The 13,106-nt window shown below is 60.0% G+C and carries 9 protein-coding genes; 2 read left to right on the top strand and 7 right to left on the bottom strand.

Going from position 1 to position 13,106, the window contains the following annotated elements; all coding sequences use genetic code 11:
• From GSQ94_RS15115 to GSQ94_RS15105, 3 genes are all read right to left on the bottom strand, one after another.
• On the bottom strand, positions 1-564 hold a 564-nt coding region (locus tag GSQ94_RS15115; protein WP_158944679.1), incomplete at its 3' end, for a regulatory protein RecX.
• A 164-nt stretch (positions 565-728) separates the two neighbouring features.
• A complete protein-coding gene (locus GSQ94_RS15110) occupies positions 729-3,674 on the bottom strand; it encodes a S9 family peptidase (protein WP_254063893.1) in 2,946 nt (981 codons plus the stop codon).
• A gap of 227 nt (positions 3,675-3,901) precedes the next feature.
• The gene (locus GSQ94_RS15105) at positions 3,902-5,308 is read right to left on the bottom strand and encodes a sensor histidine kinase (protein ID WP_158944678.1); all 1,407 of its coding nucleotides are present in this window, start codon (positions 5,306-5,308) and stop codon (positions 3,902-3,904) included.
• Between the two features lie 137 nt (positions 5,309-5,445).
• Between GSQ94_RS15105 and GSQ94_RS15100 the strand changes: the two genes are divergently transcribed.
• Positions 5,446-6,390, top strand: coding sequence for a hypothetical protein (locus tag GSQ94_RS15100; protein WP_158944677.1), 945 nt, complete (start codon positions 5,446-5,448; stop codon positions 6,388-6,390).
• Positions 6,391-6,800: 410 nt separating this feature from the next.
• Here the strand turns inward: GSQ94_RS15100 and GSQ94_RS15095 are convergent, their stop codons facing one another.
• From GSQ94_RS15095 to GSQ94_RS15080, 4 genes are all read right to left on the bottom strand, one after another.
• A complete protein-coding gene (locus GSQ94_RS15095) occupies positions 6,801-8,570 on the bottom strand; it encodes a hypothetical protein (RefSeq protein WP_158944676.1) in 1,770 nt (589 codons plus the stop codon).
• Positions 8,571-8,692: 122 nt separating this feature from the next.
• Complete coding sequence (locus GSQ94_RS21155; RefSeq protein WP_158944675.1) at positions 8,693-9,493, bottom strand: hypothetical protein; 801 nt, start codon at positions 9,491-9,493, stop codon at positions 8,693-8,695.
• A 1,159-nt stretch (positions 9,494-10,652) separates the two neighbouring features.
• Positions 10,653-11,312 carry an HNH endonuclease gene (locus GSQ94_RS15085; protein WP_158944674.1) on the bottom strand — a complete coding sequence of 220 codons (660 nt, stop codon included), beginning with the start codon at positions 11,310-11,312 and terminating at the stop codon, positions 10,653-10,655.
• A 67-nt stretch (positions 11,313-11,379) separates the two neighbouring features.
• Positions 11,380-12,318: a ComF family protein gene (locus GSQ94_RS15080; protein ID WP_158944673.1), complete on the bottom strand. Its 939-nt coding sequence runs from the start codon at positions 12,316-12,318 to the stop codon at positions 11,380-11,382.
• Between the two features lie 139 nt (positions 12,319-12,457).
• Between GSQ94_RS15080 and GSQ94_RS15075 the strand changes: the two genes are divergently transcribed.
• Positions 12,458-13,051, top strand: a complete 594-nt coding sequence (locus GSQ94_RS15075; protein ID WP_158944672.1) for a hypothetical protein — start codon at positions 12,458-12,460, stop codon at positions 13,049-13,051.
• Positions 13,052-13,106 lie beyond the last annotated feature (55 nt).

Raw genomic sequence — 13,106 nt, 5'->3', positions numbered from 1 at the left:
CTCCGCATAAGAGTCCGAATCCACCCCACCCTCCTCAACGCCAGCCAGAGCCCCCTCCGGCAGATCCCACTCCTTCAGCACCTTAAAGATCGCACTCGAAGAAAACCCCGCCCGCATCAGCCGGTTCATCGTCCTCACGGTCTCCTTCTGTGCACTCTCCCCACTCGGCTGCTTCATCCTCTTCCGCGCAATATACTGCCGAGCCAACGCCACCTCATCCACATCCTCATACGCCGTCTCCAGCGTCGCCGCCACCAGCTCCTTCCCCACGCCCTTCATCATCAAATCCTGCTGCACACGCCTCTTCCCGAACTTCTCATGCTCCTTCCGCACCCGCGTATAGTCTTCCGCAAACCGCGTGTCGCTCAAATAGTTCAGCTCTTTCAGCCGCGCAATCACAGCATCCATCGCCTGCTCGCCCGCCTCACCCTCCTCCGCGCGAGTCTTCATCAACCGCCGCAGATCCCGCACCGTCCGCATCCTTCGCGCCAGCGTCCCCACCGCATACTCAAACAAACCAGCCTCACCCACCGGCTCCCGCTTCTTCGGCCGTGCAAACGCCATCACAATCCCTCAACCCATTCTCACCCAAATCAATCCCAGCCGACCAACGGAAGGCCAGTGGCGAAGCCGATACAAAAGTCACGAAGTGACCGCCGCCCGCGCAGGGCGCCCGTCCGGCAGGACAAGTCTTCACCAAAGATCAGCAACTAAGCATCAACCACGCATCAAGGCAAAACATTCAACGTCAACTCATTCGACCGCACCACAGCCCCCGTCTTCGGATCCTTCCGAAACACCCGCACCATATACCTCCCGGGCCGGCTGAAACTCACCAGCTTCGCCAGGTGCGCGGTCTGCAACGCCGCCTTCCCCGGCTGTACAAACTCCACCGTGCGGCTCTCCTCCTGCTGATGCTGCGCCGACTCCCGCCCATACGCGGTCCCCTCCAACACATGCCCCGCCGCATCCTTCACCTCGATCCTGTACGAGAACTCCGGATTATTCGCCCCCGGATGATGCGCAAACGCAATCTGGTGACTCGACACATTCCTCAGCGCAATCGTCACCCGCGCATCCGATCCCAGCCGCACCTCATCCTGCGGCGCACTGATCGCAATCGTGTAGTCTCCACCACCCGCAGGCATCTCCTCCACAGGCGCAACATTAGAAGCAACCGCAGAAGGTGCGGTCACCGAAGCAGCAGAAGCAATGGGCGGAGCAGCCGCAACAACCGGCACAGTAGTCTTCGCAGCCGAATGCTTCTTATCCCCGCCCCGAGGCGTCTCAGGCGTTTTACCCGCAGGCGCCGTCCGATAAGGCACCACCGTCCCATAAAGATTCGTCTTCGTCCACCGGTCGCACCAATCCCCCACCGTCTCATACCAGAGCTTCGAGTTCTGCGGCTTCAGCACCCAATGCCCTTCATCCGGGAAATAGAGCATCTTGCTCGGCACATTCAGCCGCTGCAGCGCCGTAAAAAGCTGGAGCCCCTCCGACACATCCAGCCGATAGTCCTTCTGCGAATGCGCCACCAGCGTCGGCGTCTTCGCATTTTGTATCGAAAGCATCGGCGACCATCTCCTGAAAGGATCGTTCGCCACCGGCCCCGCCGCATACCTCCACGGCTGCCCCGGCGCTACCTCACCCGGCCTCCGAAACTCCCACTCGTTAAACCAAAGCTCCTCCGTATCTCCATACGCGCTCTCTGGATTGAACATCCCATCGTGCGTTACGATGCATGCAAACCGGTCCGTGTGCGTCAGAATCCAGTTCGCCATAAATCCGCCATAGCTCCCGCCCAGCGCACACTCCCGCGTCTTATCGATAAACGGAAACCTCGTCTCCGCAAAATCCAACCCCTTCATCAAATCGACATAGGGCTTCCCACCCCAATCCCCATTCACCCCATCGACGAACACCTGCCCGTACCCCGTCGATCCACGCGGATTCACCATCACCACCACGTACCCGCTCGCCGCCATCAGCTCCGCATTCCATCGGTAGCTCCACGCATCACCCCACGCCCCCTGCGGCCCCCCATGAATCAAAAACTTCAGCGGGTACCTCCTCGAAGCATCGAATCCCGGCGGCGGAATCATGAACCCTTGCACCGGCATCCCCTCTGCTCCACCAAACACAAAGCTCTGCATCTTCGGCAGGTCAAGCTGCCGTTCCAGGTCATCGTTCAAATGTGTCAGCCGCACCTCCGTCGTTGCAATCTGGTTCGACACATCCGGAATATCCCTGTCCCCCGACTGCGTCACCTCACCCCGAAAGAGCGCCACCACCGCAGACGGTGACTCGACCGTCATCTTCGTCGCCACCAGCTCGTACCCAACATCCTTCAGCGCCGCAAACTGCAGCTCGCCGTACTCTCCCTCCCCCGGCAGCGCAAAAAGCGATTCGCCAAGATTCGGATACGCGCAGAAGATCCGCTCCTGCCCATGATCCGCTGCCGTAAAACAGATCTCAGGATTCGCCGGGTTCCACACAAACTCATCCACCCACCGGTCAAACTTCGGCATCAGCTCCTTCGTCGTTCCCGCCAGGCGGTCGAACAGCATCAGTCGAAACCGATCACTCTCATACCCAGCACGAGCCTGGGAGCGAAACGCCAGGTACTTTCCATCCGGCGAATACGACGGCGCATCGTCGCTGCCCATCGAAGTCGAAACCTTGCGCGGCCTCGCCCCCGCATCATCCAGAAGCAGCGTAAACACATCGTTATTCGTACTCGCCGCCGGAACAAGATCAACATTAGTTACATAAGCAATCTCCTCCGAGCCCGGGGCCCACGCATACCCCATCGGGCTGCCCAGCGTAAATGTCGGCGCCTCCGCATCTCCGATATCCCGCCGCGGAGTCAGATCCCGCACCGCATTCCCATCCGTCGCCGACACCACCAGCACATGGCTCCGCTTCGGCCCCACATAGCTATTCCAGTGCCGGTACAGCAGATGTTCGAACACCTGCGCCTTCACAGGATTCGCCGCCGCGTCCGCCTCCTTCTTCTTGTTGCACAGATCTTCATCCATCCACGAAGCCTCGTTACTGCACTCCGGATACACCCTCGACGCAAACAGAATCCGCTTCGAGTTCGGCGACCACACCGCCCCATCCGCCTCCGTGCTCACATTCGTCAACCGCTTCGGAGTCCCCAGAGTGCCTGCGGCGTCATCCCACGCAGCCAGAAAGATCTGCGACAACCCTGTCGTGCTGTCGGTCGCCACAAACGCAACTTGTCTTCCGTCCGGCGAAAATCTTCCCCCGGACTCACCCTCCTTCCAGAACGTCAGCTGCCGCTCACTCCCATTTTTTTTGTTGTCATTCCGCAGCGCAGCGGAGGAATCTGCTTTTCCTTGACTGTCCGCAGGAGCAGCCGCCATCGGCACCACCCAAAGATGATTCACCTTCGTGTTCTTCTCAAGATCCACATCGGTCGCCGAAAACATGACCCACCTGCCATTCGGCGAAACTTGTGGATCGCTCACCCGCTTCATGCGTTGCAGATCCGCAAACGTCATCGGCCTCTTCCCTGCCGCCCCACCCGACAGGGAATCGGAGTCAGGTCCAAACCCCTGCGCCCACATTCTTGTCCCCACCCCGCTCCAGACACCGGCAACACCCACCACCACCGCCAACAGACCCGTACCAACCGCGCAGTTCTTCATCGCGCCAGTCTACCTCTGCAACCCGCGTATTGAACCTCTAGGGGAATCACCGAAGAATCCCCCACTACCTCTCGCACCCAGCAAAAAATAAATCCCGCAACCGTGGCGCATTTTCAGGACCACGAAATCAGCCACGCAGCCACCACCCCTGACACCACGTTTTCTAACCATCCCACCACGTCGTCACCATGAAAAAAAGCATAGGAAAACCGCATATCCCCAAACAACTACGCCATCACCGCACCCGCCCCCACACCCGTATTTTTTTCTCGCATCACCATCACCGGCAGCTCCACCGCCACCGCCGCGCCATGCGGATGCAGATTGAACGCATGGATCTCCCCTCGATGCTCCTGCACAATCGAGTAGCAGAGACTCAACCCCATCCCCGCGCTATCGCCCCCCTCATGCATCGCGCCGAACGGATCGAACACTCGCCCCGGCTCGCGGAATCCAGGCCCCGTATCGCTCACCACCAGGTGGACCCTGGACCCCTCCCCTCGCCCCACGCCTTCCTCAGAGGTAGTCAAAGACATCCGAATCACCTGCTCCTCGCCCGTCCTCGCCGCCCGCACCCCAGCCAGCGCCTGCGCCGCATTATTCAGCAGATGCTCCACCAACTGCCGCAGCCGGTGCCGATTCCCCCGCACTCCATGCACCCCGCCATCGGCCTGCACCACCAGCCGAACCCCTCGGCTCTCCAGCCTCTTTCCGCACTCCTCCGCCAACTCACGCACCGTCGCCATCAGGTCCACCGGCTCCTCTCCCTGACCCGCAGGCCTGCACGAATCCAGCAGCGTCTCCACCGTCTGCCGCATCCGCAGCGCCTCCCGCACAATGATCTCCGCATCGGTCTTCACCCGCGCCTCACCCGTCGAGCCTGCAATCAGCTCCGCGAATCCCAGTACCGCAGTCAGCGGATTGCTCAACGCATGCGCCATCCCTCCAGCCAGCATCCCCGCCCCTGCCAGCCTCTCCGCGCGCATCAGCCTCTCAGCCAGCGCCGCGTTCTCCATCGTCCGCGCCACCTTCACCGCCAAAGCCTCCAGCGGCCACAACGCCTCTTCAAGCTCCCTCTGCCGCACACTCAGCAGGCCATCGGCGCCCACCGCCAACGCTCCCAGCATCCTCCCTCCGGTCGTCCACAGCGGAATCACAACCGCCCCCCTCGCCTCCGCCCCCAGCCGCGCCCTGCCTCCGTCAAAAACCACGGCAAAGGCGTTCCCGCTGATCCTCCTCCCCAGGCCATCCTCCACCCTCCTGGCACCGTTCCCACCCCTATGCTCCTCCTCCACCACCTCCGCCGCCCACCCATTCAGCGACCCCACCGTACTCTCCTCCATCCCCGCGCTGGCCGCCACCGAAAGTCCTCCGTCCGCATCCCTTATCAGCATCGCCGCCCTGCGAAACGAGCTCTTCGCAGCCATCACCCTGCTCACCCTAATCGCCAGTCCCTGCAGCTCCTCTCCAGCCGAAAGCCGCACCTCCAGACCCGCATAAGCCCGCAACTCCTCCTGCTCCCGCCGCTCCCGCCTGCCCTCAGCCGCGCGAGCCTGCATCCGGCACCACAGAGCCCAAACCCCGCCGCTGGCAACGGATAGCTCCAGCCACCGCAACGCAATCACTCTACCCATCTCTCTCGCCCCAACCAACATCAACCAAACCTCCCCGTATCGCGTCTATGCTTAGTAGCGTGTCTCATCTAGGCATGTCCCGCCGCATAAAGGACAGCGCCTAAAACCGAAGGCCAGCACCGCATGGAGTTCTCCGCATGAAGCCCCTCTCATCTCGCCTCGTCACCGCAGCGACTCTCCTCGCCGTCTCCGCGAGCGCACTCTCCCTCCAGCTGCTATCGGCCCCGGCCGCCTGGGCCATCGCCGCTGTCGCAAATCCAGACGGAGCCGCCGCGCAGGAATCCGCCGGCTTCGGCCCACTCGATCCAGCGCAGCCCACCGGCCTCACCTCGCAGCAGATTATCGAAAAGTTCGCCGCCCGCGAGACCCTCTTCAGCCTCGCCCGCCAGAACTACACCTTTCGCCAGACCGTCAAAGTCGACACTCTCGCCGAGGACACCAACCGCGTCGACGGGGAGTACCAGCAGGTCACCGACATCACCTTCGATAAGGACGGCAAGCGCGCCGAGCACGTCGTCTTCGCCCCGCAAAACAGCCTCGAGCGCGTCCTCATGACCCCCGCCGACTTCGACGAGATCGAGCACCGCCTGCCCTTTATCCTCACCACCGAAGACCTGCCCAAGTACGACATCACCTACCTCGGTCGTCAGCACATCGACGAGCTCGACACCTACGTCTTCTCCGCTGCACCAAAGACCTTCGAAAAAGGCAAGCGCTACTTCCAGGGCAAGGTCTGGGTCGACCAGCAGGACCTCCAGATCGTCCTCGTCAACGGCATCACCGTTCCCCAGGACAAGCGCAAAGGCCACGAAGACCTCTCCCCGCCCTTCACCACCTACTATGAACAGGTCGACGGAAAATACTGGTTCCCCACCTACACCAAGGCCGAGGGCAACCTCCATTTCGTAGCCCAGGAGGGTGCCCTCTCTCAGGACGTCCACATGCGCAACGTCGTCAAATACACCGACTACAAGCAGTACCACGCCACCGCGCGCATCATCTACAACGGCGAAGACATCACCGACAAAAAAGCTCCAGAAGACAAGAGCGCGCCACCTCAGCCGGTAAAACCGCCAAACTAGAGGCTATGCCGTCTCACAGTGCGCATCAGGATCGGCGTGTTGGGCAGACATCCAACGGTCCATCAGGGTACCCGCACACCGCGCACCGCAAAGGTGCTTCACCCCCGCTGAATGCGCATGGTCGGACTGCCACCGGGTTAATTTGATCAGTGGCTGATCCTGTTCCGGTTTCTTTCCCTGAAAACAATCAACCCAGGCGAGCCACCAGTCCCCGCCCTCACCCTTGCTGTCCCCACACACATCACACGTATAACTCTCGCTGTAAGCCATCGACGATTCCCTCTCGCCGAGAATACAACACACCCGACCAACCTGCTCACTGACAAATGGGACGTCCTCTTCGACGGCCCACCCGTACTCACAACTTTTCAATCCATCCGTCGCAGCCGCCCACAGCCATCCGCCCGCATCTACTCGACGTCGGCAACCTTCCCCGCTTTGAAGGTGATCTTCATATCCTTATAGACATACACCGTCTTCGGGCCAAGGTTGAGGATGCGTGTCGGTTGACCCATCGAAGACTTCACCTCGTCCGTAGTCTGTCCGATCGAGATGGACGTTGGCTGAGCCTGCGCGGCAGGAGGAGCCACGGAGGCTACATCCGAAGGCCCACTCGCACTCGCAGCTCCTGGACCGGCTGTCGCCGCAGCAACCTCCTGCTCAGACTTGTCAGCCTCCTTCGCCTGTTGCGCGAGCTCCTGCGCGCCCGCAGGATCCGGTGGTGGCGCATTCTGTGCGATCTCAGCCGTCACCGGCGGAACCGTGGCCGACTGCGGCGCTGCAGGCAACCCACCCTGCCCCTGCTTGGCCTGCAGCTCCTTCAGCCCCAGATCGACGGTCTCCCGCATGTGGTTCTGCATCTCTTGCAAATCATCAAAGGAAACCGCGACCGTCGTCTGTCTGGGACACTCCATTCCACCTTTGCTCGCCATCACCATCAGGTTTGCCGTAGTCGCGTCAGCCGCAGGCGGACCCGCAAGCTGAAGAACATCCCCATCCGTAACCGCGCACTCCTGTCCGTTCGCGGTGTTGGTCAGATCGAACTCCTTGCCGGCAACGAAAACATGGTCCTTGCCATCGCTCAGGATTCGCGCAATGCTGCTCGATTGCGCATCAATCTCCTGGTGCTGGGCGTTCGCCTGCGACTCTGCATTTTCCAGGGCAATCTGCCGCTTTACCTCGTCCGCAACCATCTGCTTGGTCTCCGGACTCAACGGCGCGGGCGGTGCGGACGCAGCAACCGCCTCAGCCTGAGACTCCGCGGCAATATGAGCCGCATAGGCCGTTGCAAGCGACTGCGAGATCAGGTAGTCCGTCAGCCACAGCGAGGGCGCCGCGTAGACAGGGTAGGGCGTGAAGTAAGCACCGTAATATCCGTACCACGGCGCAGCGGCGAAGCCCCACGCATAAGGTACAGGAGCCACCCACGGGTTATACGCCCACCCGTAGAAACCCGCTCCATAGTAGTAGCCCGGAGCGTACACGTTCAGATAGGCGCCGCGGTAACCGTAGTGGTTGTAGTAGCGGTCGTACGCCCGGCCGTTGTAGTAGTAGCTGCGCCGGTAATATTCGTGCCCGCCATGCATGTAGGGATGTGAGATGTAGCCAGGTCTTCCACGTTCGTAGTAGAGATGCGAGTGGTCGGCACGCTCCATATCGACTCGGCGGCCGCCACCCAGGTTGTGATGAATGTCCATCCCGCGACGTGCATCATGGACGTCCATTGGATGGCCATTGGCCCGCGTACGCATGGCGCTTCCATTCGCAGCCACGTGATCGTGAGAGCCCGCCGGACCGGCATGGGACAGATTGCCGCTATGCACGCCCGCAACGCCTCCATGCGCGGCTGGTCCTGCACCGCCCGGGTGAGCCACAGTCGTCGTGCGCGACGCGCTCGTGGTCGTTCCGTGGGCCGAAGTCGTCGTCGCTCTGGTGGTCGTGGTGGTCGCCCCATGACTGGTGGTGGTCGTGGTGGTGCTATGTGTCGTCGTAGTCGCTCCATGCGCGGCCGTACCACCGGCTGCGCCATGGGCCGCAGGCGCGGCCGCCTTTGCAGGTGCAGCTTTTGGAGCTGGTGCTGCCTTCTTGGTCTGAGCCCATGCGTTTACAAATAAAAACGAGAGGGAAAGCAGAGTCATAATGCAGAGACTGCCGACTTTGCGCGACTGAGCGATAACCATAAGACCTCTCCTGAAAACCGGTAATTCACAACTCTGGAACTGGCCCGCTCGAAACCGCAATCTCGCGCAAAAGACTGATAACCGCTCTTCAAAGCGCAAAAAGCCTAACTGCAGCAAAACCCTTACTGGACGTCCGAAACCTTACCCTTAACAAAGGTCACCTTCATATCCGGGTAGTAATCGATCTCTTTGGTAGGAAGCTTGACGATCTTTGTCGGCTGTCCAAAGTTTGCCGCGACCTCATCCTTCGTCTGACCAAGCGAGATGGACTTAGGCGCTGCCGCCGGAGCGTCCGTCGGTGGTGGCGGCGGCGGAATATCTGCCATGGCAGGCGTTGGCGCGGCTGCAGCGGCGGCGGCAGGAGCCGGCTGCTTCGCGTCATCCTTCGCAGCTCCTTCTACCGGCTCTGCCTTGATGGTCTCGCCAATCTCCTGCATCACGACATCGGGCGCTGGAACCGTCCCATTCGGGAACGGATACTTCACAAAAGCCTTGTAACGCACATCGCTGATAGCATCTGACAGAAACTCGAGCACCGCCCCATCGTCACGGACATCCACGCCAATCAACCAAAACTTCTCACCGGCAACGAACGTTCTATTCGTACTGGTGTTGCTAGCGCCTATCTTCTGGAAGCGGTTGTTCCAGTTCTGCAGCTTCGATATCCCGCTTGACTGGAATCTGCCGCCTTTATAGGTGGAGTTCGCGGCAACCGACGAGTCAACGCCATACATGATGAGGTTGTCCTTCGTCAGATCAATGACCGCGCCCGCAGTGACGATGTCTTTATGGTCGGCGGTCGGTTTGGTTACAGCATACTTCGCTTCGATGGCCTGTTGGATAGGTAGCTTTGTACCTTGGCTAAAGGCAATCCCTGAAGCAAACAGAAGAACTGTGAGACCGGAAACAGCAGAATTTCGCATCAAAACCTCAAGAAACATCCGAATGTCGATTTGAATAGAACGGGCAAACTGCCAGCCGAAGCGAAGACACGCCAAGTCTCATCACCCTATACAAAAACGAACTTAGTTCGCGTGCATCGAGAATGGCGTCTGTGAAGTCAGTTGCCGCGGTTTGACAAGATGCAACATCATCGAGCAGGCACTCTTAAAATGGAACCTCCCAGAAAATCTTTTTTGCATGGAACTGCCTCTTGAGAGAATCGAGCCCCACAGCTGGAAGATTTGCCCGTCGCCATCTGTGCCGTTCGGGTGGTCGCAAAAGCTCTGCCACACACCACATCGACATCTTCTGCCAACTTCTGTCGTACCGCAACAAAAATCAGAGAAACTATGGTAATCCGCGGGCTCTTTCTCCCGCAGCAACCTGTGAGGATACTCAGCCTCAAATCAGGTCAAAACCTTTACTTCGTCTCGCAGTGAGCATCCGGGTCCCATGCTGCTGGGTCATCCACCGATCAATCAACGTCCCAGCACACCGTGCGCCGCACAGGTGCTTCACCCGGGCCGAGTGCGCATGGTGATACTGCCACCGCGTCAGTTTAATCAGAGGCTGATCTTCCTCCGGCTTCTATCCGGGAAAGCAGTCCACCCAGCTAGCCACCAATCCCCGCCCTCACCCTTTTTATCGCCGCACACGTCGCATTGATAACTCTCGATATAAGACATTGAAGTCCCCGCCGCTGAAACTATCATCCCGGTTTCAACGGCGACCAACGGGAGCGACACGCGAAGCAATCACAAGTCACGAAGTGACCGCGCCACGCGCAGTGGGCCTGTCCGGCAGGCAGGACACAGAACAAAAAGGGCTGTCAAGCCAAAAAGCCACCTAAGCCGTTACGAAACAACTACTTCCGCATGGCGCATGAGTTACCCGCTAACCGCTAGAATAGAACCAGAGAACAGAAAAACCCCAAGAACATCCTCCCAAGGGGCTCTCATCTTTCACGACCTAATCGCCATAAATTACTGATTTAAAGTATTTTAGCCGCAACGTATTTATTATCAATATTTTGCAGGCACAGGCATCCTGCAAATATCTGATTCTAAATTGGTTATTCCCAAAATACCCCCAGGGGGGAGGGAGTACCCAGAACTCAGCATGAAGTACAGATCAAAGACGCTAAGCCGCAGGCTCCGCCTCAAAGTAGAGATACTTCCGCCATGCTGCATCCGCGCTTCCGATCATTCGCATAATATGCCGCGAGGTATGCAGAGAAAACGGCCGGGGCTCCCGCTGCAGCTTCATGTCTGTCAGCTCATGCAGCATCTGGTTGCCCTTGCGTCGGTTGCAGTTGTGGCAACAGGCGACAAGGTTCTCCCAGGTCGAAAGCCCGCCACGCGACCGTGGAATGACATGATCCAGCGTCAGCTCCCCCGCAGTCAGGATGACGCTGCAGTACTGGCACGAATTGCGATCGCGCAACAGGATGTTCTTTCGGCTCAGTGCCCGGGTCTGGTGCGGGATCCTGCGATACTCCAGCAACCGGATCACACTTGGCATGGCCACCCGCATCCGCGCCGCATGCAGCACCGCGCCCTGCTCCTCTTCGGTCCTCGCCACACCCTTCAACACCAGCACCAGGGCCCGTCTTGCCCCGCAGATATTAATCGGCTCATACGACGCATTCAGCACCAGTACCGGTGTCTGCATCGCCGGCTGCCTAAACACGCCAACCCGAACCTCGCGCTCCGTCGTCACACGCCCGGCATGGTGTCCGCCGGCGTGCCCCGCGTGTCGCTTTCCACTCAGCCCTTGCTTCCGCATCTTCCCCGATTGCATCTCAAAGCCCTCCGGTTCCAGCTACTGTTAGCACTTCGCGCCAAGCTTCTCTACCGACCCCAACTCCCTAACCAGCGTCCCAGGCTGCGGTCCCGGAACCTGCATCCCAACTGGCAATCATCTCCGGCTGAGCCCGCGAAGCCGTCGCAACCCAAACCTTCGTGACTCCCACCCGCCGCAGCACCTGCGCACAAGCCCGCGCCGTAGCCCCGGTCGTATAAATGTCATCCACTAACAAAACTTCGCGCCCAGCCAGTGCCGCGCGATCGTCCACCTTGAACGCACCCTGCAGATTCCGCCGCCGCCCCTTCGGTGTCAGCTCAAACTGGCTCCGCGTATCCTTCACCCTGCGAATCGCACCATGCACCGAGGTCAGCTTCCACTGCGGACGAGATCTCTTCAACTCCGCCAGCGCGGCATCTGCCATCAACACCGCCTGGTTGTAGCCGCGCTCTCGCTCCTTCGACGGATACAAAGGCACCGCAACGACCAGCAGCTCTCCGCCGGTCTCACCCTCAAGCATCTCGATCGCCCGCGCGAGGAATCCGCCCAGCGGCTTGGCCACCGAACGCATCCGCTCATACTTCAGCAGATGGATCATCTCCCGCAGCTCATCCTCGTACACCGCATAGGCCACGGCCCGCTCGAACTCCGGCGGTACCATCCGGCACGGCGAACACACCAGCCCCTCCGCCGGAAACTGCCCCGCGAACCGCACGCCTTCCATGTCGAGCGCCTCGCCGCAACGCACGCACAGCGTCATCGACTGCGCCTCAACTCCATCGGTACACCTGTCACAAAGAGGAGAGAGTCCAGCTCTCAGCAGAGGCCCCCCGCAAGCCCTGCAATCAGTCGGATACAACGTCGTTACCAGATCGTCCAGCGTCGCCCGAACCACCCGTCCAGGCCCCCGCCACCACTGCGACATCACGCGCCCAAATACCACCCCGCCAGGCGGGGAACCGGGTGGACCCCCGGCAGCTATCCCGAGCGCATTGTCATTCAAGCAATCGCTGAAGACTCACCTCACTCGCCGGCGCTCCAGGTCCGTCGGACCGCGCCATTTCACGCAGTATAGCGCCTTAGCCGTGGCGAGCGCCAACAATTCTGCACCATAAAAGATGCGCCTGTGCTACATCTAGGCCATGCTGAAGGTAGTCACATGGTGTGCCAAATGCCTGTTCCTGTACTTCCTGATCGCAGTCACCGCGATCCGTTTCTCGTGGATTATCACCACGCCCATCTGGCAGCTCGCTGTCAAAATGCACTGGACGAGCCTCAATCGCGTCGGCTTCGTCCTCAGCTACTTCCTGCCCATCTTTGCTGCAGCAGGCTTTCTCCTGGGCCTCGTTCCCTTCGGCAAGCTCGGCAAAGCGCTCGGAGATCTCTTCCGTTCGCTTGCTCCTGCCGCCTTCGCGCAACTCCCGCCCGAACCTCGCACAGTCCCACCCATCCTCTGGGCCTGGCTGCCGGTCACCTTGGCCTTTCTCATCCGCTTCACCACCTGGCAGTCCAGGGCATCGAGCGTCTTCGACGCGCAGCGCTCATCCGGCCGCATAGAGCGCTTCTTCGGACCTCTCTACAGCCAGTCCTCAGGGCTTCTCGATCAAAAGTGGATCACCGACCGCTTTCTGTTCACAGGTCCGATGCTCTTTCTTATTGCCTGTGCATTCGCCACTCTGCTGCGTCATAAGCTGACTGAATCAAGGCAAACCACTACCCCATTGAGCGACGAATAAGCTCACTCCCTTTCCCGCTGATACACTCCATCGAAGCCGAAACAAAGCTCGATCA

This window comes from Granulicella sp. S190, assembly GCF_009766095.1.
In the GTDB taxonomy this organism is placed as follows: Bacteria; Acidobacteriota; Terriglobia; order Terriglobales; family Acidobacteriaceae; genus Edaphobacter.
The sequence above is the reverse complement of the archived record's forward strand: the minus strand, read 5'-3'. Positions and strand labels throughout refer to the sequence as shown.

What these genes read in the sequence shown, in the direction of transcription:
- GSQ94_RS15075 (WP_158944672.1), top strand. Translation starts at nt 12,458, where the DNA reads ATGCTGAAGGTAGTCACATGGTGTGCCAAATGCCTGTTCCTGTACTTC.
- GSQ94_RS15095 (WP_158944676.1), bottom strand. Translation starts at nt 8,570, where the DNA reads ATGGTTATCGCTCAGTCGCGCAAAGTCGGCAGTCTCTGCATTATGACT.
- GSQ94_RS15110 (WP_254063893.1), bottom strand. Translation starts at nt 3,674, where the DNA reads ATGAAGAACTGCGCGGTTGGTACGGGTCTGTTGGCGGTGGTGGTGGGT.
- GSQ94_RS15085 (WP_158944674.1), bottom strand. Translation starts at nt 11,312, where the DNA reads ATGCAATCGGGGAAGATGCGGAAGCAAGGGCTGAGTGGAAAGCGACAC.
- GSQ94_RS15105 (WP_158944678.1), bottom strand. Translation starts at nt 5,308, where the DNA reads ATGGGTAGAGTGATTGCGTTGCGGTGGCTGGAGCTATCCGTTGCCAGC.
- GSQ94_RS21155 (WP_158944675.1), bottom strand. Translation starts at nt 9,493, where the DNA reads ATGCGAAATTCTGCTGTTTCCGGTCTCACAGTTCTTCTGTTTGCTTCA.
- GSQ94_RS15100 (WP_158944677.1), top strand. Translation starts at nt 5,446, where the DNA reads ATGAAGCCCCTCTCATCTCGCCTCGTCACCGCAGCGACTCTCCTCGCC.